The 25,769-nt window shown below is 65.9% G+C and carries 23 protein-coding genes and 1 tRNA gene; 12 read left to right on the plus strand and 12 right to left on the minus strand.

The genetic code is table 11. From position 1 onward, the window contains the following. Positions 1–234 precede the first annotated feature (234 nt). From mutS to IFR23_RS05925, 3 genes are all read left to right on the plus strand, one after another. On the plus strand, positions 235–2,814 hold the full coding sequence (mutS, locus tag IFR23_RS05915; protein WP_192975374.1) for a DNA mismatch repair protein MutS: 2,580 nt from the start codon (positions 235–237) through the stop codon (positions 2,812–2,814). 198 nt (positions 2,815–3,012) lie between these two features. Then, the gene (locus tag IFR23_RS05920) at positions 3,013–3,981 is read left to right on the plus strand and encodes a cation diffusion facilitator family transporter (protein WP_192975107.1); all 969 of its coding nucleotides are present in this window, start codon (positions 3,013–3,015) and stop codon (positions 3,979–3,981) included. Positions 3,982–4,032: 51 nt separating this feature from the next. Next, positions 4,033–4,479, plus strand: a complete 447-nt coding sequence (locus IFR23_RS05925) for a hypothetical protein (protein WP_056061027.1) — start codon at positions 4,033–4,035, stop codon at positions 4,477–4,479. Between the two features lie 62 nt (positions 4,480–4,541). Here IFR23_RS05925 and IFR23_RS05930 read toward each other — a convergent pair whose 3' ends face one another. The 3 genes from IFR23_RS05930 to IFR23_RS05940 form a co-directional block, all read right to left on the minus strand. Next, the gene (locus IFR23_RS05930) at positions 4,542–5,849 is read right to left on the minus strand and encodes an Nramp family divalent metal transporter (protein ID WP_192975108.1); all 1,308 of its coding nucleotides are present in this window, start codon (positions 5,847–5,849) and stop codon (positions 4,542–4,544) included. Positions 5,850–5,926: 77 nt separating this feature from the next. Beyond that, on the minus strand, positions 5,927–6,100 hold the full coding sequence (locus IFR23_RS05935) for a hypothetical protein (RefSeq protein WP_165911340.1): 174 nt from the start codon (positions 6,098–6,100) through the stop codon (positions 5,927–5,929). 99 nt (positions 6,101–6,199) lie between these two features. Continuing rightward, positions 6,200–6,823 carry a DNA-3-methyladenine glycosylase family protein gene (locus IFR23_RS05940; RefSeq protein ID WP_192975109.1) on the minus strand — a complete coding sequence of 208 codons (624 nt, stop codon included), beginning with the start codon at positions 6,821–6,823 and terminating at the stop codon, positions 6,200–6,202. Positions 6,824–6,883: 60 nt separating this feature from the next. Between IFR23_RS05940 and IFR23_RS05945 the strand changes: the two genes are divergently transcribed. Further along, positions 6,884–7,201, plus strand: a complete 318-nt coding sequence (locus IFR23_RS05945; RefSeq protein ID WP_056061033.1) for a 2Fe-2S iron-sulfur cluster-binding protein — start codon at positions 6,884–6,886, stop codon at positions 7,199–7,201. 161 nt (positions 7,202–7,362) lie between these two features. On the opposite strand, the gene rlmB is transcribed toward IFR23_RS05945, so the two are convergent. Then, a complete protein-coding gene (gene rlmB / locus IFR23_RS05950; protein ID WP_056055070.1) occupies positions 7,363–8,106 on the minus strand; it encodes a 23S rRNA (guanosine(2251)-2'-O)-methyltransferase RlmB in 744 nt (247 codons plus the stop codon). A gap of 161 nt (positions 8,107–8,267) precedes the next feature. On the opposite strand from rlmB, the gene IFR23_RS05955 reads away from it, so the two are divergent. The 7 genes from IFR23_RS05955 to IFR23_RS05985 all read left to right on the plus strand — a co-directional run bounded on the left by IFR23_RS05955 (position 8,268) and on the right by IFR23_RS05985 (position 18,509). Continuing rightward, a tRNA-Tyr gene (locus IFR23_RS05955) sits at positions 8,268–8,354 on the plus strand. Positions 8,355–8,539: 185 nt separating this feature from the next. Beyond that, complete coding sequence (locus IFR23_RS05960) at positions 8,540–10,936, plus strand: glycogen/starch/alpha-glucan phosphorylase (protein WP_342344892.1); 2,397 nt, start codon at positions 8,540–8,542, stop codon at positions 10,934–10,936. Continuing rightward, a complete protein-coding gene (gene glgB / locus IFR23_RS05965; RefSeq protein ID WP_192975111.1) occupies positions 10,933–13,095 on the plus strand; it encodes a 1,4-alpha-glucan branching protein GlgB in 2,163 nt (720 codons plus the stop codon). Before IFR23_RS05960 ends, glgB begins: the two co-directional genes overlap by 4 nt. 89 nt (positions 13,096–13,184) lie before the next feature. After that, the gene (glgC, locus tag IFR23_RS05970; protein WP_446740890.1) at positions 13,185–14,444 is read left to right on the plus strand and encodes a glucose-1-phosphate adenylyltransferase; all 1,260 of its coding nucleotides are present in this window, start codon (positions 13,185–13,187) and stop codon (positions 14,442–14,444) included. A 148-nt stretch (positions 14,445–14,592) separates the two neighbouring features. Next, complete coding sequence (gene glgA / locus IFR23_RS05975) at positions 14,593–16,038, plus strand: glycogen synthase GlgA (RefSeq protein ID WP_192975113.1); 1,446 nt, start codon at positions 14,593–14,595, stop codon at positions 16,036–16,038. Continuing rightward, a complete protein-coding gene (locus IFR23_RS05980; protein ID WP_192975114.1) occupies positions 16,035–17,654 on the plus strand; it encodes an alpha-D-glucose phosphate-specific phosphoglucomutase in 1,620 nt (539 codons plus the stop codon). The genes glgA and IFR23_RS05980 overlap by 4 nt, the downstream gene beginning before the upstream one ends. Positions 17,655–17,672: 18 nt before the next feature. Further along, on the plus strand, positions 17,673–18,509 hold the full coding sequence (locus tag IFR23_RS05985; protein WP_192975115.1) for an HpcH/HpaI aldolase/citrate lyase family protein: 837 nt from the start codon (positions 17,673–17,675) through the stop codon (positions 18,507–18,509). Positions 18,510–18,648: 139 nt separating this feature from the next. Here the strand turns inward: IFR23_RS05985 and IFR23_RS05990 are convergent, their stop codons facing one another. From IFR23_RS05990 to IFR23_RS06010, 5 genes are read right to left on the minus strand one after another with little or no spacing between them, the layout of a single operon-like run. Beyond that, positions 18,649–18,939, minus strand: coding sequence for a plasmid stabilization protein (locus IFR23_RS05990; RefSeq protein ID WP_192975116.1), 291 nt, complete (start codon positions 18,937–18,939; stop codon positions 18,649–18,651). 48 nt (positions 18,940–18,987) lie between these two features. Continuing rightward, complete coding sequence (locus IFR23_RS05995) at positions 18,988–19,569, minus strand: ABC-type transport auxiliary lipoprotein family protein (RefSeq protein ID WP_192975117.1); 582 nt, start codon at positions 19,567–19,569, stop codon at positions 18,988–18,990. Between the two features lie 8 nt (positions 19,570–19,577). Then, positions 19,578–20,543: an MlaD family protein gene (locus IFR23_RS06000; protein ID WP_093398641.1), complete on the minus strand. Its 966-nt coding sequence runs from the start codon at positions 20,541–20,543 to the stop codon at positions 19,578–19,580. Continuing rightward, positions 20,543–21,451, minus strand: coding sequence for an ABC transporter ATP-binding protein (locus IFR23_RS06005; protein WP_192975118.1), 909 nt, complete (start codon positions 21,449–21,451; stop codon positions 20,543–20,545). Before IFR23_RS06005 ends, IFR23_RS06000 begins: the two co-directional genes overlap by 1 nt. Next, positions 21,451–22,560 carry an ABC transporter permease gene (locus tag IFR23_RS06010; RefSeq protein WP_056061063.1) on the minus strand — a complete coding sequence of 370 codons (1,110 nt, stop codon included), beginning with the start codon at positions 22,558–22,560 and terminating at the stop codon, positions 21,451–21,453. The genes IFR23_RS06005 and IFR23_RS06010 overlap by 1 nt, the downstream gene beginning before the upstream one ends. Before the next feature lie 62 nt (positions 22,561–22,622). On the opposite strand from IFR23_RS06010, the gene IFR23_RS06015 reads away from it, so the two are divergent. Beyond that, positions 22,623–23,327: an HAD family hydrolase gene (locus tag IFR23_RS06015; RefSeq protein ID WP_244655485.1), complete on the plus strand. Its 705-nt coding sequence runs from the start codon at positions 22,623–22,625 to the stop codon at positions 23,325–23,327. 150 nt (positions 23,328–23,477) lie between these two features. On the opposite strand, the gene IFR23_RS06020 is transcribed toward IFR23_RS06015, so the two are convergent. From IFR23_RS06020 to IFR23_RS06030, 3 genes are all read right to left on the minus strand, one after another. After that, a complete protein-coding gene (locus IFR23_RS06020) occupies positions 23,478–24,395 on the minus strand; it encodes an arginase family protein (RefSeq protein WP_192975119.1) in 918 nt (305 codons plus the stop codon). 307 nt (positions 24,396–24,702) lie between these two features. Then, positions 24,703–25,023, minus strand: a complete 321-nt coding sequence (locus tag IFR23_RS06025; protein WP_055879890.1) for a hypothetical protein — start codon at positions 25,021–25,023, stop codon at positions 24,703–24,705. 225 nt (positions 25,024–25,248) lie between these two features. Next, a complete protein-coding gene (locus tag IFR23_RS06030; RefSeq protein WP_192975120.1) occupies positions 25,249–25,632 on the minus strand; it encodes a hypothetical protein in 384 nt (127 codons plus the stop codon). Positions 25,633–25,769: the final 137 nt, after the last annotated feature.

The following is a 25,769-nucleotide window of genomic DNA, read 5'->3' on the forward strand; positions in this document are numbered from 1 at the left end:
GTGGCCTGTGTCTTTACGCAGACGATGCCCCGATTGAAACTCCTTCTCCCCCTTGGGGAGAAGGTGGCGCGCCTGCGCCGGATGAGGGGTGGTTGGCGTGAGCACGCGAGCCTCACGCCACCTCACCCTCCCACGCTGCGCGCGGGGCCCTCCCTCCCGCCGAGTAGAGAGGGGTTTTATGGGGCGCGGCTTTTCGCTACCCGCACCGTGATGTCGAACCCCGCCCCTACCCCCATGATGACGCAGTATCTCGGCCTGAAGGCGGAGGCGCAGGATTGCCTGTTGTTCTACCGGATGGGCGATTTCTTCGAACTGTTCATGGACGATGCGCGGATCGCGGCGGGGGTGCTCGACATCGCGCTGACCGCGCGCGGCGAGCATGAGGGCAAGCCGATCCCGATGTGCGGCGTGCCCGTGCACGCCGCGACGGTGTATCTACAACGCCTGATCAAGGCGGGGCACCGGGTGGCAATCGCCGAGCAGGTCGAGAGTCCGGCGGAAGCCAAAGCGCGCGGCGGGTCAAAGGCGCTCGTCGCGCGCGCCATCGTCCGCGTGGTGACCGCGGGGACGCTGACCGAGGAAGCGTTGCTCGACGCCCGCTCGGATAACTGGTGCGTGGCGATCGGCGAGGCTGGCGGATCGGTGGCGATCGCCGCGGCGGACGTGTCGACCGGGCGGTTCGAGATCGTCGAGGTTGCGGGCGACGCGGTCGAGGCGGAACTCGCGCGGCTTGGTGCGGCCGAAGTCGTCGCATCGGAGGCGAGCCAGTTCGAGGACGCCGCGACGACATTGCGTCCGAAGATCGACTTCGATAGCGGCGCGGGCGAGGCTCGGCTCAAGCGATTGTACGGCGTGGCGACGCTCGACGGGTTCGGGCAGTTCGGCCGCGCGGGGCTCGCCGCGGCGGGCGGGCTGGTCGCGTATCTGGAGCATAATGCCAAGGGCGCTATGCCTTTTCTGCGTCCGCCGCGGATTGGGCGCGCGGCGGAGACGATGGCGATCGATGCTGCCACGCGGGAGAGCCTGGAGTTGACCTGCACCACCGGCGGCGTGCGGAAGGGCAGCCTGCTCGACGCGGTCGACCGGACCGTGACGGGGGCGGGCGCGCGGTTGCTCGGCGCGGATCTCGGCGCGCCGTTGATGGACAAGGCGGCGATCGACGCCCGGCTCGATCTGGTGCGGCTATTCCATGACGACCAGGCGGCGCGCGAGCGGTTGCGCTCGACGTTGCGCGCTTTGCCGGACATCGGCCGCGCGCTCGGGCGGCTGGCGGCAGGGCGTGGCGGCCCACGCGATCTGGGACAGTTGCGCGACGGACTCGACGGGGCGTGGAGCCTCGGCGAGCGGATGGACGCGATCGTCGATCCGCCCGTGCTGTTACGGGATATGGCGCCCCGATTGCGCGGACATGGTGCGCTGATCGACCTGTTGAAGCGCGCGCTGGTGCCGTCGCCGCCGATCGAGGCATCGGACGGCGGGTATATCGCGGCAGGCTATGACGCCGCGCTCGACGACCTGCGCGACGCGGGGGCTGGCGGGCGGCGGGCGATCGCGGCGCTGGAGGCGGAGTTCCGCACCGCGACCGGCGTTACCGCACTGAAAATCCGGCATAACGGCGTGCTCGGCTATCATGTCGAAGTGCCCGCGCGGGCGGCGGATCCTCTGATGAAGCCCGAGAGTGGCTTCACGCATCGCCAGACGCTGGCGGGCGTGGTGCGGTTCAATACGCCGGCGCTGCACGAGGTTGCGGCGAAGGTGTCGCAGGCTGGCGCACACGGGCTGGCGGCGGAGGCGGCGCATCTGGAGGAACTGACCGCGCAGGCCTTGGCCGGGCGCGAGGCGATTGCGGCGACCGCGGATGCGCTCGCGCGGCTCGATGTCGCGGCGGGGCTGGCGGAGCGTGCGGCGGAAGGCGCCTGGGCGCGGCCTTCGCTCGTGGATCACGCGTGTTTCGAGATCGAGGGCGGGCGGCATCCGGTGGTCGAGGCGGCGGTCGCGAAATCGGGCGACCGGTTCGTCGCCAACGACTGCAACCTGTCGGAGAGTTCGCGGTTGTGGCTCGTCACCGGCCCGAACATGGGCGGTAAATCGACCTTCCTCCGCCAGAACGCGCTGATCGCGGTGCTCGCGCAGGCCGGGTCGTACGTGCCCGCGACCAAGGCCACGCTGGGGCTGGTCGATCGCCTGTTCAGCCGCGTCGGTGCCTCCGACAACCTCGCGCGCGGGCGGTCGACGTTCATGGTCGAGATGGTCGAGACAGCGGCGATCCTCGCGCAGGCTACACCGCGGTCGTTCGTGATCCTCGACGAGGTCGGGCGCGGTACCTCGACCTATGACGGGCTCGCGATCGCCTGGGCGGTGGTCGAGGCGATCCACGAGGACAATCGCTGCCGCTGCCTGTTCGCGACGCATTATCACGAGCTGACTCGGTTGGCGGAGCGCTGCGAGGCGCTGTCGCTGCATCACGTCCGCGCGCGCGAGTGGAAGGGGGAGCTGGTGCTGCTCCACGAACTCGCCGACGGCCCGGCGGATCGGAGCTATGGGCTGGCGGTCGCGCGGTTGGCGGGGATGTCGCCGGCGACGGTGGCGCGCGCGAAGGCTGTGCTGGCAAAGCTCGAGGCCGGGCGCGCGAAGACCGGTGGGCTCGCGGCCGGGCTGGACGACCTGCCGTTGTTCGCCGCCGCGACGCAGGTCGAGGAGGCTGCGTGCGACGTACTGCGCGAGGATCTGGCGAAACTCGATATCGATGCGATGAGTCCGCGCGACGCGCTGGACACACTGTACCGGTTGAAGGCGCTGGCGAACGAGGGCTAACCACTCCCGCCCACGCCGTCATCCTGGGCTCGACCCAGGATCCAGAGCCAAGAATGTTGCGGTTCGCGGCTCTGGATCCCAGCGTTCGCTGGGATGACGACACGGGAATAGCCAGAGCGTAGGTTCTTGATCCCGCGTCCTAGTATCTCACGATACGTCAATGCTAGGCGGCGGCCGGATTTAGCGGAGTGGCGAGCGTTGGGCGGACATTATCACGGACATGACCATTCGCATGGTCACTCACATGCCGGCGGCGGCCACGCCCATGGCGGACACGGCCACAGCCACGCCCCCGCCTCGTTCGACCGCGCCTTCGCGATCGGCATCGGCCTCAACATCGTCTTCGTCGTCGTCGAGGCGATCGTCGGCCTTCGCATCGACTCGGTCGCGCTGCTCGCCGATGCCGGCCACAATCTGTGCGACGTGCTCGGCCTCGTCGTCGCCTGGGGCGGCACGATGCTCGCGCGCACCGCACCGACCAAGCGCTACACCTACGGGCTGAAGGGCTCGACGATCCTCGCCGCGCTGGCCAACGCCTTGCTGCTGCTGGTCGCGCTCGGCGCGATCGTGCTGGAGGCGTCGCAGCGCTTCTCCGACCCCGCCCCGACCGCCGGCCTCACCGTGTCGATGGTCGCGGGCATCGGCATCGCCGTCAACGCGTTCACCGCCTGGATGTTCGCGCGCGGTCGCAAGGGCGACGTCAACATCCGCGGCGCGTACCTCCACATGGCCGCGGACGCGCTGGTGTCGGCGGGCGTGGTGATCGCCGGCTTCGTGATCTGGCGCACCGGCCTCACCTGGATCGACCCTGCGGTCAGCATCGTCATCGCGATCCTGATCTTCTGGCAGACCTGGGGCCTGCTCCGCGAGACCGTCGAAATGTCGCTGTCCGCCGTCCCCCGCGGGATCGAGTTCGACCATGTCGACGACGCGCTGTGCAGCCTGCCCGGTGTCACCGAGATCCACGATCTCCACATCTGGCCGATGAGCACCACCGAGCCCGTCCTCACCGCGCATCTGGTGATGCCTGCCGGCCACCCGGGCGACCGGTTCCTGAGCGACGCGAGGACGATGCTCCACGATAGATTCGGGATCGGCCACGCGACGTTGCAGGTCGAGACCGGCAACGGCCACGACTGCTCGATGGCGGATAAGGCGACCGTTTGAACTTTTCCGGTGCGGCACGGGTTACCGTGTCACGCATCAGGAGATTATCCCATGAAGAAGCATCTTATCGCAGCGTTGATGTCGGTCGCCGTCGCAGCGCCGGCCATGCTGCCGACCGCCGCGACCGCGCAGCGTTACGACGATCGCCGCGACAACAACGACCGTCGCGATCGTGACGATCGCCGTTTCAACAACGACCGTCGCGGCAACGATCGCAACTGGCGTGGCGACGACCGTAACTGGGATCCGTCGAACAGCTATCGTGACGGCAAGTACCGTGAGCGCCGCCTCAGCCGCAACGACCGGATCTATCGGGGTCGCGATGGCCGCGCCTATTGCAAGCGCAACGACGGCACGACCGGCCTCGTGATCGGTGCACTCGGCGGTGGCGCGCTGGCCAACCTGATCGGTGGCGGCACGCTCGGTACGCTGGCGGGTGCCGGTGGCGGCGCACTGCTCGGCCGTTCGGTCGACCGCGGCAACGTGAAGTGCCGTTGAGCTTCAGCCAAAGCTAGCCAATGACGAAGCGGCGGCCGAGCGATCGGCCGCCGTTTTCGTATCTACAGCATGCCGTAGAGCAAAGTGCCGTTCAGCCCGATGATCACGGCTGCGATCACCCAGGCGAGGACCTTCAGCCAGGCCGGGCTGACCAGGTCGCCCATGATCGTGCGGTCACCAGTGAACTTGACCAGCGGCACCACCGCGAACGGGAGTTGCAGGCTGAGCACGACCTGGCTGAGCACCAGCAGCTTGGTCGCGCCAGCGTCGCCCGAAGCACCGACCACGAACACCGCGGGGACGATCGCGAGCAACCGAGTCACCAGACGTCGCGCCCAGACCGGCATGCGAAGGTTGAGGAAGCCCTCCATCACGATCTGACCGGCGAGCGTGCCCGTCACCGTCGAGTTCTGCCCCGACGCGAGCAGCGCGACCGCGAACAACACGCTCGCCGCACCCATCCCGAGCATCGGCGCCAGCAACTCGTACGCCTGGTCGATCTCCGCGACGTCGGTGCGCCCTGCAACGTGGAAGGTTGCAGCGGCGAGGATCAGGATCGCGGCGTTGATGAAGAAGGCGAGGCCGAGCGCCACGGTGCCGTCGATCGTCGCCATCGTGATCGCGTCGCGCTTGCCGGCCGCGTCCTTGGCGAAGGCGCGGGTCTGGACGATCGACGAGTGGAGATACAGATTGTGCGGCATCACGGTCGCGCCGAGGATGCCGATCGCGATGTAGAGCATCGCGGGGTTCGTCACGATCTGCGTCGTCGGAACGAGCCCGCCAAGCACGCCCGCCCATTCGGGCCGCGCGAGGAACAGCTCGAAGATGAAGCAGCCCGCGATGATCACGAGCAACGCGACGACGAACGCCTCCAGCTTGCGGAACCCGAAGCGTTGCAGTGCGAGGATCAGGAACACGTCGAGTGCGGTGAGCACGACGCCATAGACCAAAGGCATGCCGAACAGCAGCTTCAGCGCGATCGCGGTGCCGAGCACCTCGGCGAGATCGCAGGCAATGATCGCAATCTCGCACAGGAACCAGAGCGCGACCGAAACCGGCTTCGAATAATGCGCGCGGCAGGCTTGAGCAAGATCGAGCCCGGCGACGATGCCGAGGCGCGCGGAGAGCGCTTGCAGGACCATCGCCATGAGGTTCGACAGCAGTACGACGGACAATAATGTGTAACCGAACGCGGAGCCGCCGGCGATGTCGGTCGCCCAGTTGCCGGGGTCCATATAGCCGACCGCGACGAGATACCCCGGCCCCACGAACGCGAACAGCCGCCGCCAGAACGACGCGCCTTCGGGGACGACGACGGTGCGGTGGCTCTCGGCGAGCGAATTGGCGAAGGCTGAGGTCGGTGCTGGCATCGCCGGTCGCTTTGCCGGAAGGGCGCTTGGGGAACAAGCGCGTCGTCAGGACATGTGTCGCCGACAGCGACGTCGGGTCAGCCTGCCAGCAGCTTTGCCGCGACGTCCTCCATGCTCCCCACCACCAGCAGCGAGTCGCCGCCGACGAGTCCGACTTTAGTCTGCCCGTTCTCGTCCTTGCGCAGATAGGCGACGTTCGCCGCCACGACGTAGTAGTTGCCGCCATGCGACTTCAGTTCGATGAATTTCATGATCGCGACTCCTGATTTCCGCCGCAATACGGCCGAGGCTACAGTATCGAGTTAACGCGGTACGGGGGAGCGGGTCCGCAGTTGCAGACCGTCGCCGCCTCAAATGACCTTCATGTCCGCCTGATAATGATGCCACGCGAAGATCGCCGCGGCGCCGCGGTGCGGGCGCCAGGCCTCCGCCACCTCTCGCGTCAGTTTCTCGCTCGGGCGGGTCTCGTGGCCAAGAATCCGTCCGACCTCGATCTGGATCGCGAGGTCGCCCGCCGGCCAGATATCGGTCCGCCCCTCTGCGAACAGCAGGTAGATTTCCGCCGACCAGCGACCGATCCCCTTCACGCGGACCAGCGCGGCGATCGCCTCCTCGTCGTCCTCGGGCAGGTTGGTCAGGTCGAGCCGGCCGCTCGTCACCTCGTCGGCGAGGCTGCGGGCATAGCCGAGCTTCTGGCGCGACAGGCCGGCGCTCTTCAGCAACTCGTCGCTGGCGGCGGCGATTTTCGCCGGGTCGCCCGCGCCACCGACCACCGCATCGAGCTTGTTCCACACCGCCGCCGCCGACGCGACGCTCACCTGCTGGCCGACGATCGTCCGCAGCAACGTCGCGAAACCACGCTCGCTGATCCGCGGCGCGGGGTGGCCGGCATTGCCGACCGCGACCGCGAACGCGGGTTCGATCGCGCACAACGCCGCCATCGCGGTTTCGAGTTGCTCGGCGCTCAGGCCCATGATGCTTGATCCCTGGCTCGCGCAACGGCATGAACGCACGAAGATTTTTCGGAGAATGACATGCCCAAGCTTATCGTCGTGACGCGCGAAGGGGAAGAACGCGAGATCATCGGCGAGGCGGGCCTTTCGGTGATGGAAGTCATCCGCGACGCCGGGATCGACGAGATCCTGGCGCTGTGCGGCGGCTGTTGCTCGTGCGCCACCTGCCATGTCCATGTCGACCCGGACTTTGCGGCCAAACTGAAGCCGATGGGGCCGGACGAGGATGATCTGCTCGATTCGACGAGTGATCGGGATGAGTTTTCACGTCTGTCGTGCCAGATCGAGCTGACCGAAGGCTTGGATGGCCTGAAGGTTCGGATCGCGGCGGAGGACTGACTCCCCCTGTCCCTCGCCCCTCCGGGGAGAGGGAGGGAGGCGCGCTTGCGCCGGAAGGGAGAGGGGCGTTGGGATCCAAGTCCCGAGCCTCACTCCCCTCTCCCTTCCCACCGCAAGGGCGCCGGGCCCCTTCCCTCTCCCGCAGGGGCGAGGGAGTAATTTTACCGCGTGGTGATGGCGTAGAGCGCGATCGCCGCGGCATTCGAGACGTTGAGGCTCTCCACCTTCTCCGAGATCGGCAGTTTCGCCAGCTCGTCGCAATGCTGCTCGGTATTCTGCCGCATGCCCTCGCCCTCGGCGCCGAGCACGATCGCGATCCGCTGCGTGCCCATCGCTTCCGACAGCGTCTGCGTCGCGTGGCCCGTAAGCCCGATCCGCCAGAACCCCGCCGCCGCAATCTCTTCCAGAGCGCGCGCCAGGTTCACCACCCGGATCCAGGGCACGCTCTCGAGCGCCCCAGACGCAGCGCGAGCGATCGTCCCGGACTCCGGCGGCGCATTCCGATCCGGCGTAATGATCCCCAGCGCATCGAACGCCGCCGCCGAGCGCAAGATCGCGCCGACGTTATGCGGATCGGTCACGCCGTCGAGGATCACCAGGGGGCGATTGTCGTCCTTGCCGTGCTCGAGCAGGTCGGCCAGCCACATGTCCTCGAGCGGCTCGACCTCGATCACCACGCCCTGGTGCGGCGCATCGCCCGGCACCAGTCGCGCCAGATCCATCGCCTCGGCATAGGTCACCGGCACGTCGGCCGGCAGGTCGAACCCGGCCAGCGCCTCGCGCGTGCCGAGGATTTTGCGCACCGTGCGCTCCGGATTGGCAAGCGCAGCGCCCACCGCGTGCTTGCCCCAGAAGCGGGGGCGGCCTGCCGGTGCCTTGCTCGGCCTGTGTCCCTTGCGTGCCATATTCGCTCTCTATCGTGTCTGTGTATGCCGCGTCCTTGTCGGCATTCGGCGCCCGCGGCAACTATGAACCACGAAACTTCGCAAAACCCGCGTTGACAGGCGGGGCGCGCTTCGCCATTGAGCCGCCTCGCTTGAAAGAGCGGCGCTTGCAAAAGCGGCCTGGACAGGTGGCCGAGTGGTTAAAGGCAGCAGACTGTAAATCTGCCGGAGTTTCTCCTACGTAGGTTCGAACCCTACCCTGTCCACCACCGCCCCAGCGCGGTGATGGATCATCCCAAATTCAAAGCATTGATCGGCAACATTCTTTTCCGTCACGGGAAGGAAGTCCGCGTGACATCGGCCCGCGGGAGGCTAGGATCGCCGCGACCGTAACGATTTCGGAAACCGCGTGACCTCAGATCCTGCCGTACAGCCGCCCGTTCAAGCACCCGTCATCCAGGATCTGGCCGACTCGATCCTCGACACGCTGGTCCACCGCATCGGCAAGGATGCGCAGGCCGCCCGCCCGCACGACTGGCTCGCCGCGACGATCCTGACGGTCCGCAACGACATCGTCGAACGCTGGATGGCCTCGACCAAGGCGGCGCACGCGGCCGGCGCCAAGCGCGTCTATTATCTCAGCCTCGAATTCCTGATCGGCCGGCTGCTGCGCGACGCGGTGACCAACCTCCAGCGCAACGACGAGGTCACGCAGGCCTTGAAACTCCACGGCGTCGACCTTGCCGAACTCGAGGAAATCGAGCCTGACGCGGCGCTCGGCAATGGCGGTCTCGGCCGGCTCGCCGCCTGCTTCATGGAAAGCATGGCAAGCCTCGCGCTCCCCGCCTACGGCTACGGCATCCGCTATGTGAACGGCATGTTCCGCCAGCGGATCGACGATGGCTGGCAGGTCGAGATGCCCGAGAACTGGCTGGCCCACGGCAACCCCTGGGAGTTCGAACGCCGCGAGAGCGCCTATTTCGTCGGCTTCGGCGGCGAAGTGACTGCCGCAGACAACGGCCAGGTCCATTGGAGCCCATCCGAGGCGGTCGAGGCCACCGCCGTCGACACCCCCGTCGTCGGCTGGCGCGGCAAGCACGTCAACACGCTCCGCCTGTGGACCGCCCGCGCGTTCGATCCGATCAAGCTCGACCGCTTCAACGCCGGCGATTTCAGCGGTGCGCTCGCCGATCAGTTGCGCGCCGAGACGCTCACCCGCGTCCTCTACCCCAACGACTCCACCGCCGCCGGCCAGGAACTCCGCCTGCGCCAGGAGTATTTCTTCTCGTCCGCGTCGATCCAGGACATCGTCCGCCGCCACATCCAGTATTTCGGCGACATCCGCACGCTGCCCGACAAGGCCGCGATCCAGCTCAACGATACGCACCCCGCGGTGTCGGTCGCCGAACTCATGCGACTGCTGATCGACCATCACGAATTCGCGTTCGACGAGGCGTGGAAGATCACCCGCGCCACCTTCGGCTATACCAACCACACGTTGTTGCCCGAGGCGCTGGAGAGCTGGCCGCTGCCGCTGTTCGAACGCCTGCTCCCGCGGCACATGCAGATCGTCTACGCGATCAACGCCAAGCTGCTGCGGGAAGCGCGCGGTACGGAAGGTATCGACGACCGCGCGATCGCCGCGATCAGCCTGATCGACGAGGGCGGCGAGCGGCGCGTGCGGATGGCGAACCTCGCCTTTGCCGGCTCGCACAGCGTCAACGGCGTCGCCGCGCTCCACACGCAGCTGATGAAGAAGACGGTCTTCGCCGATCTCCACAAGCTCTACCCGACGCGGATCAACAACAAGACTAACGGCATCACGCCGCGCCGCTGGCTCCAGCAATGCAACCCAGGCCTCACCGCGCTGATCCGCGATGCGATCGGCGACGGCTTCCTCGACGATGCCGAAAAGCTCGTCGATCTGGATGTTTTCGCGGACGATTCCGGTTTCAGGGAGCGCTTTGCGAGCGTGAAGCGTTCGAACAAGGTGGCACTGGCTAATCACATCAAGGAGACGATGGGGCTCCGCGTCGATCCCGACGCGATGTTCGACGTCCAGATCAAGCGCATCCACGAGTATAAGCGCCAGCTGCTCAACATCATCGAGACGGTCGCGCTCTACGACCAGATCCGCAGCCATCCGGAGCGAGACTGGACGCCCCGCGTGAAGCTGTTCGCGGGCAAGGCGGCGTCGAGCTATCACAACGCGAAACTGGTCATCAAACTGGCGAATGACGTCGCCCGCCGGATCAACGCGGACCCCTCGGTCGGTGGCCTGCTCAAGGTCGCGTTCCTGCCCAACTACAACGTGTCGTTGGCGGAGAAGATCATCCCCGCCGCCGATCTCAGCGAACAGATCTCGACCGCCGGCCTCGAAGCATCGGGTACCGGCAACATGAAGTTCGCGATGAACGGCGCGCTGACGATCGGCACGCTCGACGGTGCCAATATCGAGATCAAGGACCGCGTCGGCGACGACAACATCTTCATCTTCGGCATGACCGCGGACGAGGTCGAGGCGAAGCGCGCCAACGGATACGATCCCCGCGCGGTAATCGACGGCTCGAACGAACTCCGCCAGGCGGTATCCGCGATCGCGTCCGGCGTGTTCTCGCCCGACGACAAGACGCGCTACGCCGGACTGATGGGCGGGCTGTACGAGGGCGACTGGTTCATGCTCGCTGCTGATTTCGACAGCTATGCCACCGCCCAGCGCGCGGTCGACACGCGCTGGAACGATCGCGATGCATGGGTCGCTTCGACCGTCCGCAACGTCGCGCGCGTCGGCTGGTTCTCGTCCGACCGCACGATCCGCGAATATGCGCGCGAGATCTGGACGGTGATGTGAAGCCACCCGAAGGTGCCATCGTTGCCCTGCTGGAAGGGCGTCACGACGATCCGTTCTCGCTGCTCGGCGTCCACAACGGCCCGACCGGCGTGTTCGCGCGTGTCTGGCTGCCCGGGGCGGACACGGCGGAGGCGCACGCACTCGACGGCACCGCGCTCGGCACTCTCCCCCGCATCGACGATCGCGGCCTGTTCGAGGGTCCGATCGACGGCACGCAACAGCCGGTAAAATACCATGCGGAGGCGGGCGATACGTCGTGGTGGGTCACCGACCCCTACAGCTTCGGCCCCGTACTCGGCCCGATCGACGATCTGCTGATGGCGGAGGGCACGCACCGCCGCCTCCACGACAAGATGGGCGCACACCTGATCGAGCATGAGGGCGCGCACGGCGTCCATTTCGCGCTCTGGGCCCCCAATGCGCAGCGCGTCTCGGTGGTCGGCGACTTCAACGACTGGGACGGCCGCCGCCACGCGATGCGCAAGCGCGGCGACGTCGGCGTATGGGAGATCTTCATCCCCGACATCGCCGAATACCGCGCGTACAAGTTCGAGATCGTCGGCCCCGACGGCCAGCTACAACCCCTCAAGGCCGACCCGTTCGCATTCGCGTCCGAACTCCGCCCCGCCAACGCCTCGATCACGCGAAAACTCGCGCATGACTGGGCCGACACCGATCATCGGAAACACTGGTCCTCAGTCGATCCACGCCGCGTGCCGATCAGCATCTATGAGGTCCATGCCGGATCATGGGACCGCGACGCCGACGGCTGGTTCCTGACCTGGGACGCGCTTGCCGACCGCCTGATACCGTACGTGGTCGAGATGGGCTTCACGCACATCGAATTCCTGCCGATCAGCGAACACCCGTACGACCCGAGCTGGGGCTACCAGACCACCGGCCTCTACGCGCCGTCCGCCCGCTTCGGCGACGTCGATGGCTTCGCGCGGTTCGTCGATGGCGCGCATCTCGCCGGGATCGGCGTGCTGCTCGACTGGGTGCCTGCGCATTTCCCGACCGACGCGTTCGGCCTCGCGAAGTTCGACGGCACCGCGCTGTACGAGCACGAGGACCCGCGGCTCGGCTTCCACCCCGACTGGAACACCGCGATCTACAATTTCGGGCGGCGCGAAGTGACGTCGTTCCTCGTCAACAACGCGCTGTTCTGGGCCGAACGCTATCATATCGACGGCCTGCGCGTGGATGCGGTCGCGTCGATGCTGTACCGCGACTATTCACGTAAAAACGGCGAGTGGATCCCCAATGCGGATGGCGGTCGCGAGAATTGGGAGGCCGTCGCGTTCCTCCGCGACATGAACCGCGAGATCTACGGCCAGCACCCCGGCGTCTTCACGATCGCCGAGGAATCGACCTCGTGGCCGGGCGTTTCCGCCCCCGTCAGTGACGACGGCAAGAGCGGCGGGCTCGGGTTCGGGTTCAAGTGGAACATGGGCTTCATGCACGACACGCTCCAGTACATGGCGCGCGATCCGCTGCACCGGAAGCACCACCACGGCGAGATCAATTTCGGGCTCGTCTATGCGTTCAGCGAGAATTTCGTCCTTCCCTTGAGCCATGACGAGGTCGTCCACGGCAAGGGCTCGTTGCTGACCAAGATGCCTGGAGACGACTGGCAGCAGTTCGCCAATCTGCGCGCCTATTACGCGTTCATGTGGGGCTATCCGGGCAAGAAGCTGCTCTTCATGGGACAGGAGTTCGCGCAACGCCGCGAATGGTCGGAAGCCCGCGCGCTCGACTGGGATTTGCGCAACTCCCGAAGCCATGAGGGCATCCGCAACCTCGTCCGCGACCTGAACACTGTCTACCGCGAGAAGCCGGCGTTGCACGCGCGCGACTGCGAGGCGGAGGGCTTCGAATGGCTGGTCGCTGATGATGCCGCCAATTCGGTGTTCGCGTGGTTGCGCAAGGCTCCGGGTGCGAAACCGATCGCGATCGTCGCCAACATGACGCCGATCGCGCGCGCGCCCTACCGCGTACCATTGCCGCACGACGGCCGCTGGTGCGAGATCATCAACAGTGACGCGCACGACTATTGGGGCAGCGGCCTCGGCAATCTCGGCGGCGTCGTCGCGAAGGACGGCGCGGCTTGGGTCACGCTACCCCCGCTGGCGACGATCATGCTCGAATACGAAGGCTGATCGAGTTCGAAGACCGATCCGGTGCAACGACGGAACAAGCCATGGGTAACAGGGCGTTATACAACCGAATTTAGGGAGAGACTGACATGGTGGAACGGCGGGGACAGCCATTGGCGCGCGACGCGATGGCGTATGTGCTGGCCGGCGGCCGCGGCAGTCGCCTGATGGAGCTGACGGATACACGTGCGAAACCCGCGGTGTATTTCGGCGGCAAGGCGCGCATCATCGATTTCGCGCTGTCCAACGCGATCAACTCGGGCATCCGCCGGATCGGCGTCGCGACGCAGTACAAGGCACATTCGCTGATCCGCCATCTCCAGAGCGGCTGGAATTTCCTGCGTTCGGAACGCAACGAGAGCTTCGACATCCTGCCTGCGTCGCAGCGCATCAGCGAGTTCCAGTGGTACGAGGGCACTGCCGATGCCGTGTACCAGAACATCGATATCATCGAGAGCCACGCGCCCGAATACATGGTCATCCTGGCCGGCGACCACATCTACAAGATGGATTACGAGCTGATCCTGCAACAGCATTGCGAGACCGGCGCGGACGTCACCATCGCCTGCCTCGAAGTGCCGCGGATGGAGGCGATTGGCTTCGGCGTGATGGCCGTCGACGAGCACGACAACGTCACCGCGTTCGTCGAGAAGCCCGCCGATCCGCCCGCGATCCCCGGCAACCCGGATATCGCGCTGGCGTCGATGGGGATCTACGTCTTCCACACCAAATTGCTGTTCGACGAACTGCGCCGCGATGCAGAGACGCCCGGTTCTTCGCGCGATTTCGGCAAGGACATTATCCCGTACCTCGTCAAGCACGGCAAGGCGGTCGCGCACCGCTTCTCCGATAGCTGCGTGCGCTCGGGTAGCGAAGTCGACGCATACTGGCGCGACGTCGGCACGGTCGACGCCTATTGGGAGGCGAACATCGACCTCACCGACGTCGTGCCCAAGCTTGACCTCTATGATCGCAGCTGGCCGCTCTGGACCTATTCGGAAGTCACACCGCCGGCCAAGTTCGTCCACGCCGACGACGGCCGCCGCGGCGAGGCGGTGTCCTCGCTGGTCTCCGGTGATTGCATCATCTCCGGCTCCTCGATCCACCGCAGCCTGATCTTTACCGGCACGCGCGCGCACAGCTACTCGATGCTGGATCAAGCGGTGATCCTCCCGCACTGCGTGATCGGCCGCGGCGCGCGCCTGTCGAAGGTGGTGGTGGATCGCGGCGTGGAAATTCCCGACGGCCTGGTGGTCGGCGAGGACGCAGAATTGGATGCGCAGCGCTTCCGCCGCACCGACAACGGCGTGGTGCTGGTGACCAAATCTATGATCGACCGGCTAATCGCGTGATGACCAACGCAAATCCTCCCCGGCACGGGGAGGGGGACCATGCATCGCATGGTGGAGGGGGGCTTCCACAAGCGGTACGTCGGAGGCGAGCCCCCTCCACCATTCGCCAGTGGCGAACGGTCCCCCTCCCCTTACCGGGGAGGATTTGATGCGCGTCCTCTCCGTCGCCTCGGAAGCCTACCCCCTCATAAAAACCGGCGGTCTCGCAGACGTCGTCGGCGCGCTCCCGGCCGCGCTCGCGCCGCATAACGTCGCGCTGACCACCTTCCTCCCAGGCTACCCCGCACTCGCAGCCGTCACCAAGCGCGCGAAAGTCGTCCACCGCTACCCTGACCTGCTCGGCACCGAAGCCCGCATCCTGAAAACCAAGATCGGCGACCACCCGCTCCTCGTCCTCGACGCCCCCGCGTTATTCGCCCGAGGCGGCGGCCCCTACGGAGACGCGACCGGCGCAGACTGGTCCGACAACTGGCGCCGCTTCGCCGCGTTCGGCCGCGCCGCCGCCGATCTTGCCTCGGGCGCGGTCCCCGGCTACGCATTCGACATCCTCCACGCGCACGACTGGCAGGCGGCGATGGCCCCCGCCTATCTCCGCTACGCACCCGGCCCCGGCGCCCCCGCCAAAACGGTCGTCACGATCCACAACATCGCGTTCCAGGGGCGCTACGGCCACGACATCTTCGCCGACCTCGCGCTCCCCGACGAAGCCTTCGCGCTCGACGGCGTCGAATATTACGGCGGCGTCGGCTTCCTCAAGGCCGGTCTCGAAGCGGCCGACGCGATCACCACGGTCAGCCCGACCTACGCCGCCGAAATCCGCCGCGGCGAGTTCGGCATGGGCCTCGAAGGCCTGATCAACGACCGCGCCGGCCGCGTCACCGGAATCGTCAACGGCATCGACCCCGCCGTCTGGAACCCAGAAACCGACGCGTCCCTCCCCGCCCGCTACACCGCGCGCACGCTTTCCCGCCGCCGCACCAACAAGCGCGCGATCGAGACCTTGTTCGGGCTCGAAGCCGGCGACGGCCCGATCTTTACCGTCATCAGCCGGCTCACCTGGCAGAAGGGCATGGACGTCCTCGCCGGCGCGCTCGACGAACTTGTCGCGCTCGGCGGCCGTCTCGCGCTGCTCGGCTCCGGCGACACCGCCCTGGAACTCGCTTTCCTCGCCGCCGCAAAACGCCACCCCGGCCGGATCGGCGTCCGCATCGGCTATGACGAGCCCGTCTCGCACCTGCTCCAAGGCGGTGCCGACGCGATCCTGATCCCGTCGCGGTTCGAGCCGTGCGGCCTGACGCAGCTCTACGGCCTCGCTTACGGCTGCATCCCCGTCGTCGCGCGGACCGGCGGGCTCGCCGACACCGTGATCGACGCCAATGAAGCCGCGATCGCCGCGGGGGTCGCCACCGGCGTCCAGCACGACGGCGTCACGCCCGAAGCGCTCAGCCACGCGCTGCGCCGAACGATGGCGCTCTATGCACGCCCCGATCGCTGGTCCATGTTGCAGCGCAACGCGATGCGCGCGGACTTCTCGTGGGACGAGAGCGGCCGCCGCTACGCAGACCTTTACGCAAGCCTGACGGGGACCGCATGATCCGCACCGTATCGACCACGCCTTACACCGATCAGAAGCCCGGCACCTCGGGCCTTCGCAAGAAGGTAAAGGTTTTCCAGCAGCCGAACTACGCCGAGAATTTCGTCCAGAGCGTGTTCGACGTGGTCGCGGACAAGGCCGGCGCGACGCTCGTGATCGGTGGCGACGGCCGCTTCCTCAACCGCGAAGTGATCCAGGTCGCGATCCGCATGGCGGCGGCGAACGGCTTCGGCCGCGTGATCGTCGGGCGCGGCGGCATCCTCTCCACCCCCGCCGCCAGCCACATGATCCGCAAGCGTGGCGCGATCGGCGGCCTCGTCCTCTCGGCCAGCCACAACCCCGGCGGCCCCGACGAGGATTTCGGGATCAAGTACAACATCGCCAACGGCGGCCCCGCCCCTGAGTCCGTCACAGATGCGATCAACGCGCGGACGCTCGAGATCGACCGCTGGCTGACCGTCGACGCCGACGACATCGACCTCGACACCGACGGCGAAGTCACGGTCGGCGATATGCCGGTCGAGGTCGTCGACCCGGTCGAGGATTACGCCGCGCTCATGGAGACGCTGTTCGACTTCGACGCGATCCGCAGCGCCAAGCTGACGATGGCATTCGACGCGATGAGCGCGGTTACCGGGCCTTACGCGACCGAGATCCTCGAACGTCGCCTCGGCTTCGCGCCCGGCACCGTCCGCAACGGCGAGCCCCTTCCCGATTTCGGCGGTCATCACCCCGATCCCAACCTCGTCCACGCGCACGCCTTGTACGAGACGATGATGGCTCCGGATGCGCCCGATTTCGGCGCAGCGTCGGACGGCGACGGCGACCGCAACCTCATCATCGGCAAGCACCGCTTCGTCACCCCCTCGGACAGCCTCGCGATGCTGGCCGCCAACGCGCACCTCTCGCCCGGCTACGCAAGCGGGCTCAAGGGCATCGCGCGCTCGATGCCGACCAGCGCCGCCGCCGACCGCGTTGCTGAGGCCTTGGGCATCCCAGCTTACGAAACCCCGACCGGATGGAAGTTCTTCGGTAATCTGCTCGACGCCGGCATGGCGACGATCTGCGGCGAGGAAAGCGCCGGCACCGGTTCCGATCACGTCCGCGAAAAGGACGGCCTGTGGGCGGTCCTCCTGTGGCTCAACATCCTCGCCGTCCGGGGCGAGAGCGTCGACACGATCGCCCGCGATCACTGGGCGAAGTTCGGTCGCAACTATTACGCGCGCCACGATTACGAAGGCGTCGAGACCCCACGCGCCGACGCGTTGATGGCCACCCTGCGCGCCAGCCTCGCCACCCTCCCCGGCCAGCAATATCGCGACCTCACCGTCGAAACCGCGGACGAGTTCGCCTATACCGACCCGACCGACGGGTCGATCAGCCGCAACCAGGGCGTCCGCATCCTGTTCGAAGGCGGCAGCCGCGTGGTGTTCCGCCTCTCGGGCACCGGCACCACCGGCGCGACGCTCCGCGTGTACCTAGAACGCTACGAGCCCGTCGGCGGCAACCTCGACCGCGACACCGGGGAAATGCTCGCTAGCATCGTCGCCGCCGCGGAGTCGATCGCGGGGATCGCCCAGCACACCGGCCGCACCGCGCCCGACGTAGTCACCTGATCCGCGACGGCCGCTAGCATGACCACCAGACGCCGGCGCAGCGCGCTCTACATGCCCGCCTCGAACGCCCGCGCCATCGCCAAGGCGCGGACGCTCGATTGCGACGTCGTAATTCTCGACCTGGAGGACGCGGTCGCTCCCGACGAAAAGGCCGCAGCCCGTGACCGTGTGGTCGAGGCGGTTCGCGAAGGCGGGTTCGGCGAGCGCGAACTGGTCGTGCGGGTCAACGGCCTAGACACCGTCTGGTATGCGGAAGACATCGCCGCGATCCGCGCGACCGGCATCGCCGCAGTGCTCGTCCCGAAGATCTCTTCGGTCGCCGACCTGATCGCGGTCCGCGCATCGCTAAGGGAAGACGGCCCCCCGATCTGGGCAATGATCGAGACCTGCGGCGCGATCCTCGCCCTCCCCGCCCTCTCCGCCGCTGCTGCCGAAACGCGCCTCGCCGCGCTGATCGCCGGCACCAACGACCTAGCCAAGGAGATGCGCTGCCGGCTCGGCGCCGACCGCATGCCGCTGATCCCTGCTCTCACCGCAACGATCATGGCCGCCCGTGCTGCCGGGATTGTGGCGCTAGACGGCGTCTGCAACGCACTCGACGACCCAACACGGTTTGTGACCGAGTGCGCGCAAGGAGCGACGCTCGGGTTCGACGGCAAGACACTGATCCACCCGTCCCAGATCGATGCGGCCAACGCCGGTTTTGGCCCCAGCGAGGAGGAATTGGCATGGGCGCGCAAGGTCGTGGCAGCGTTCGCGAAACCGGAGAATGCCGATAAGGGTGCTATCCGCCTCGATGGCCAGATGGTGGAACGTTTGCACCTTGCCAAGGCGGAAGCCACGCTCGCACGCTGAAGCGCTAACAAGCACGTACCCAAATACCGTCCGTCATCCTGACGAAAGTCAGGATCCAGAGCCATGACGCGCACCACAAGTAACCCTGGATCCTGACTTTCGTCAGGATGACGGATCGCTTCGATGATGCGTTTCGGCTTTACCCAGCCTTCTTCCGCCGGGTCTCCCAGCCCTTCTTCGCAGCCGCGGACTTCGCCGCCGCGCTACGCCCAGCCGCCTGCTTCCCGCCCTCATGCGAAGACGCGTGCGTATCGGGCTCGCCGCGACCGGAGCCCGACAAATTCCCCCCACCAGAATCCTTGTTCACCGCAGCCCAGGCCCGCGCCTCGGCCTCCTTCTCGGGAACGCCGCGCTCTTCATAGCCGTCCGCGATATGCGCGGCCTTGCGCTTCTGCTTGTCCGTGTACGCGCTCTTGTCGCCCTGTGGCATCGTCGCTCTCCTGGTCAGAGAGCGTCAACGCTCAGGCCGGCACGACGTTCACCGACCGATCCAGTCCGCCACCTGCGTCGCAACCTGGTTCGCCGCCTGGTTAATCCCGGCCGCAGCTGACTGCGCGTCGATCGCCGAGACCGGCACGCGTGCCTCGAAGCGGCGCTTCTCGACCGTCGTCTTGCCAACGCGGGTCAGCGACGCATCGAACGTAACGACCGCTTCGCGGGTCGTCGCGTCGAGACCGAACGACCGCAGTTCGCCACCGAGCAACCCGCCGGGATCGCCGACCGACTGCGCCGTCGACAGCACCACCAGCCCGGTCCGCGCCGCAACGGTATCCGACACCAGCCGCGAGAACAGACGCGCCGGGGGCTCGGCCCACTGCGCGTCGGTCACGTACGCGATCGAGGTCGGCGTCGCCTGCACCGGCACGCGCGCGGTCGCCAGCGACTGCGGTACGGCCGGGACCTGGATCGTGATCGACTTAGCCGTCGCCGAGTCCTGGTTCTGGCCGACCGGCACCGACGATGCGCTCGTCAGCGTCAACAGCGTGGGGGGCGGTTTCGCGCCGAAGCTAATGCACCCGGCGAGTGGCAGCATCGCGATCAGGATGAGCGGTGTCTTCATGGCGTGCCTCACTTACCCTTGTAATCCGGGAGCTTCTGCTGCCCGATCAGCGAACTCGCACCCTGCTGGTCGACCTTCTCGGCGACCGACGACAGCGCCGCGGCGGTCGTACGGAGGTCGCGGACCAGACGGTTGGCCTCGGGGATCGTCGTTTTGGAGAAGGCCTGCAGGCCCGGTCGCGCATCGCCGATCGCCGAATTCAGCGTTTCGGCGCTCTGCTGCGCTGAGACGATCGCCTTGTTCAGGTTCGCCATCGCCGGCTTCACGTCCTCGGACAGCACGCCGTTGGTGGTCTTGGCAAGCACGCCGAACTGCTGCGCGGCATCGCCCGCCTGCTGGATCGCAACCCGCGTCTGCGCGAGCGTCGCGGCGATCTCAGGCCCACGATCGGCGAGTGCATCGGTCAGGCGATTGGTGTTCTCGAGGATACCCGCGATCGATGCCTGGTTACGGTCGGTCAGCAAGCCCGTAAGGCGCTCGGTCAGCGTCGACAGACGCTCGAGCAACTGCGGTGCCGAGTTCAGGATAGCGCCCAGGCCACCGAGCTTGGTCGGGATCACCGGCACGCCGTACGGGCATTCGGTCGGCGTCTTCGTGTCGGGGCAGCCGATCGCCGGCGCACCCTTGCGCGCGCCATCGAGCGAGATCTGGCTGACGCCCGTGAAGCCGACGCCCGAGATCGACGCGGTCGTGCCCTGCAGCACCGGCGTCTCGTCGTTGACGCTGATCCGGACGCGGACGAACTGCGGATCGTTCTTCCACAGCGAGATCGTCTTCACCTGCCCCGACGGAACGCCCGAGAACACCACGGCAGAGCCGCGCGCGAGCCCGTCGACCGACTGGCGGAAGAAGATGTCGTATTCCTTCTCTTCCTTGCCGCCGATCCGCGCGATCCACACGGTGAACAGCGCCAGCAGGGCCAGCAGGATCAGCACGACGGCGCCGACTAGGACGTGGTTCGAACGGGTTTCCATCAGCGCGTCCTTGCTTCTTTCTCGGCGTATGTCGCGTCGGCGTCGTCCGGCGCGGACTGCTTGGACTGGACTTCGGTAGGGTGTTGGGCTGCTTGCTCGTCGGCGCGCTCATGCGCCTCCTGCGTTGCGACCGCGGCACGGCCGCGTGGCCCCTTGAAATATTCCTCGATCCACGGATGATCGAGCGCGATCAGTTCGTCGATCGTGCCGACCGCGATGACCTTCTTGTCGGCCAGCACCGCAACCCGGTCGCAGATCGCATACAACGTATCGAGATCGTGCGTGATCAGGAACACCGTCAGCCCCAGCGTCTTCTGCAACGACTGAGTCAGCCCGTCGAACGCCGCAGCACCGATTGGGTCGAGCCCCGCGGTCGGCTCGTCGAGGAACAGCAACTCGGGATCGAGCGCCAGCGCACGGGCCAAGCCGGCGCGCTTCTTCATGCCACCCGACAATTCGGCGGGAAACTTGTTCGCGGCGTCGGCGGGCAAGCCCGTCATCACCACCTTGTACGACGCGATCTCCGCGAGCAGCGCCGGCGACAGGTCCGGATAGAATTCACGCAACGGCACTTCGACGTTCTCGGCCACCGTCAACGTCGAGAACAGCGCACCGCCCTGGAACAGCACGCCCCAGCGCTTGCGGATCTCGGTCGCCTCGGTTTCCTCGCGGCCGATATTGGGCTCGCCGAACACCGTGATCTCACCCGCGACCGGAGTCTGCAGGCCGATGATCGAGCGCATCAGCACCGACTTGCCGGTACCCGACCCGCCGACCACGCCAAGGATCTCGCCGCGCCGCACGTCGAGGTCGAGCCCCTCGTGCACCACCGAATCGCCGAACGCGTTCTTCAGCCCCTTCACGGAGATGATGAAATCGTCTGTCTTGTTGTCCGTCTTGCGGGGCATCAGTCCCAACCCAACCACGTGAAGAACACCGCGAAGAACGCGTCGAGCACGATTACCAGGAAGATGCCCTGGACGACCGCCGACGTGGTGCGCAGCCCGACCTGCTCGGCGTCCGATTCGACCTGCATCCCCTGGAAGCAGCCCGCGATCGCGATGATCGCGCCGAACACCGGTGCCTTGATCAGCGAGATATACAGATCGGTGATCGGCACGACCTCGCGGATGCGCGCGATGAACGTCACCGGCGGAATCCCGAGCTGGACCCAGCACAGCAGCCCGCCGCCGATGATCGCAATGATCGACGCATAGAAACCGAGCAGCGGCATCATCACGATCGCCGCGAGCACACGGGGCAGCACCAGCGCCTCCATCGGCGACACGCCGATCGTTCGCATCGCGTCGATTTCTTCGGTGAGCTTCATCGTGCCCAACTGCGCCGCGAACGCCGAGCCCGAGCGGCCGGCGACCATGATCGCGGTCATCAGCAGGCCGAGTTCGCGGATCGTCAGGCGGCCGACGAGGTTGATCGTGAACACCTCCGCGCCGAACTGCCGCAACTGGACCGCGCCCTGTTGCGCGATGACCATGCCGATCAGGAAGCTCATCAACCCGACGATGCCGAGCGCGGCGACGCCGACGACCTCGAATCGCTGGACCACGGCGTTGAAGCGGAAGCGGCGCGGGTGGCGGATGACGCTGCCGAACGCGATCGTCGTCGCGCCGAGAAACCCGAGCAGGCCGAGCATCGTCTTGCCCGACAGCACGACCGCGTCGCCGATCTCGCCGACCACGCGGGACAGTGCGCCGACCTTGGCGGGCCTGGCGGCGATCGGCTGGTCGGAGGCGACGACCTGATCGAACAACGCCTGGTCGTTCTCGTCGAGCCCGTCGATCGTCGCATCGTTGCGCGCCGCGAACCGGTGGACGACCCACGCGCCGATCGTATCGATCCGGTCGACGCCGCTGAGGTCGACATGCTTCACCGAAGCCGCGTCGATCGCCTCGAGCCGATCGGGCAGATTGCCGATCTTTGCGAGCGACAGATCGCCGGTAAAGCGAAGCGTGCCGGTATCGGCACCGTCCTGCTGGAAATCGGCCATCGCGCTCATCGGGGGCACCTTTGCGGCAAAGTGACTGGATCGGCAAGATGAATGCGGCGTAAGCGACGACGATGATCGAAAAGCCTTCCGCCTCCCCGTCCGTCCGCCTCGCGATCTACGACATGGACAAGACGATCACGCACGCGCCGACCTGGACGCCGTTCCTGCTCCACACCGCGAAGAAAGGCGGCGCGCCGTGGCGGCTGGCGCTGGTCCCGTTCGCCGGAGTCGCCGCACTCGGCTATGTCGGCAAGCTGATCAGCCGCGGACGGCTCAAATACCTGATGCAGCGGATGATGCTCGGCAAGCGCATGACGCCCGCCGAAGAACGCCGAGCGGCCGAAGCCTTTGCCGACCGCGTGATGCGCGACGGCGTCTTCACCAGCGCCCGCGCGCAGATCGAGGCCGACCGCGCCGCCGGCTACCGACTGGTCATGGCGACCGCGTCGTACCGATTCTACGTCGAGGCGATCGCGCGACGACTGGATTTCGACGCGGTGATCGGCACCGAGAGCCTGCGCGACCGCGACGGCGTGCTACTAGCCGGCATCGAAGGCGAGAATTGCTATGGCCCGGCCAAACTGCGGATGATCCAGGCCTGGATGGACCGCGAAGGCATCGCCCGAGACCACGCCCACATCCGCTTCTATTCCGACCACGTCTCGGACGCCCCGACCTTCGAATGGGCCGACGAACCCTTCGCGGTGAATGCTCATGGGCCTTTGCGGTTGCTGGCGAAGGCGAAGGGCTGGGCAATGCCGGATTGGGAGCGGTAGCTCCAATGGCGACACGAATTCGCGATTAGCAAACTCGGACGGTAACTATCGCCCATTCTTGGCCGTTCAAGTGGTCCACGTGCGAGCCCGAAAGCAGCCATTCGTTCAGGGCGATCTTTCCCATCCCGGCCATTCCCGTTGATGCAAAAATCAAAAGTTTTGCATCAACGGGAATGGGAGCTGCTTCAGAATATTGACGATTGTTGCGGCAAATTGGCCGTCCGGATCAAGATCCGGATCGAAGACCGAAACGGTCATTCCTCGGCATTGAGGGTCTGCAACGAGCGGGCTGATGATAGCGACTAGGTCGTCTGGAGCGATGCCGGGGGAACCAGGGCAATCGACTGCTGGCATGATAGCCTGATCCAGAACATCTACGTCAAGATGTACCCAAAAGCCGTGGTCAGGGGCTCGTTGAAGGGTTTCCTCGATGCGTCTGCTGACGGCGTCCGACCCGATCTTCAGCGCCTCAAACATGTCGATGCGATTGATCTGAGTGTTGTTTACGTCGGGCCATGCGAAGTCGGCATCTCGGTTCTCTCGCTCTCCAAGCTGGACGACCTGCTCATCCGCCACGAGGGGGCTGGAAACGCCCGGCCAGTCCGTTGCCAGCGTCTCACCACGTCCCGTAGCCAAGGCTAGGTCCATACCCGCCACGGCACCAAGGCTCTGTTCGGGATCATAATTACCGGGGTGACGGAAGTCGCTGTGCCCGTCGATATGGATAAGCGAAAGCAGTCCTGCATGACGTGCGCCTGCCAGCGCGCCGAGCAGAATCGAACAGTCTCCCCCAATGACGAGCACAAACTGGTCATCAATATGCGCCTCGCGAACCGCGTCTGCGAGCGCGAGATTGAAAGCGCGTATGGCATGGCCGTTGAGCAGACGCGTTCCCGGTTGAGGCCCGGCAGAATATGTCGGGCGCGGCAATTCCATAAGATGACGAGCGCCGATCGCATCGAGTAGTCCCGCAGCGATCAGCGCGGCGGGAGCGCGCCATGTGCCAGGTTCGTGCCCTGGTCGTAGCGGGCGAAGTCCAAGATTTGAGGGTGCCGCTATGATTTGCATAGGAGGGGGTTACGCGTTCGCGGGTAACCCATCAACGATGGGGCAAGACAGCGACGCTTCGCCTCACCCACTCCATGATGCAAAAAATCACGGATTTTGCATCAGCCCGAAGCTGGCAGGAAACCGAGGGCTCCGGCGAGGCAAATGACTAATGCATCTGTCACCCGTTCGTGGTCGTTTCCCTAAGATGCGGCCCCCAAAGCGGAAGGTCCGCTTTCCTTCCCAACCCAGACATTCCCGAATTCGATTGGTTGTGGGAACGCTCGCGCGAAGATCGACAATCCCGCGATCTGATCGCTACGAAGGGCTATGTCCGTGCCCAGCCACTATAAGAGGCAGCGCCCGTCGTCATATCGATCACAAAGGTGTCACCGCCGATCCGGCTTGCATAAAATCGTCCTTCGATATTGCTGATGGCGGAGAAGGTGTCGGTCGCGGGGCGGGTCGCATCGAACTTCCGGTGCATGTCGTCCGTCGCGCCTGGTTCCGGTGCGATCTGCCAAACGGGCCGGTTGCCGGCGTCGAACAAGAACACCTCTCGCCCCCAGATTTCGCGGTGAATGACATCCCTCGTCGGATACGCTTCGAATAGAACCAGACGCCCCGAGCCGGGCACCGGTAAGATCATGCCGATAGGGTAAGACTGCACAGCCTGATCCGATATTCTTGTTCCACACACCACAATACGAGGCAGCGGTTAATTCCTCAAACTCGATCCTTTTCGGGAAAAGCTGAGCCCCGCAATGTCGGCTAATGCCACCTGCCTTCCCGAAAGCTGCCGTTCCGCTCCCCTTCCCAACCCGGACATTCCCGAAATTCGATCGTTTTTGGGAAGGCCGCGCAAGCAGAAGCCTCAATCGTTGAACTGGCAAAATATTAGGCCGCTATTACGGCTGCCCATTTTTTTATGCGCCTCCAGATCGCTCCCGAACCCGGCGCCCAAAAGGACATCGCGCCAGTCAATTTGGGCGAGAAGCACCGCGTTCTCGAACGCAGTGATGCTCCCATCCGATAGTTTCAAAATCGCGAGCCAAATGCGCTCCATTGCTTCGCCATCGATATCTCGAGAATGGACTTGCTCCGGTCCGCAATCGATCACTAGCGTCGTTTCCACCCGCTCCCACAAGTTCGGTGGAAAGACGGCACGAAGAACGTGATGCGTCCTAAGGGTTATATGAAGCGCATTGTTCGGCACATTTCCGCCCTTCAGGCTCAGCACACTCACTTCTACAAGCACGCATATTCCCGCTCAACCAGCCTTTTGGGGAGAGGGCGGCTGCGTCAGGGACGTCCGATAACGCCGTTTGCCTTCCCAATAGCGGACGGTCCGCTTTCCTCCCAACCCAGACAGTCGATGTCGGCAACCGCCGTCCC

The sequence above is a fragment of the Sphingomonas sp. CFBP 13603 genome (assembly GCF_014892665.1).
Taxonomy (GTDB): domain Bacteria; phylum Pseudomonadota; class Alphaproteobacteria; order Sphingomonadales; family Sphingomonadaceae; genus Sphingomonas.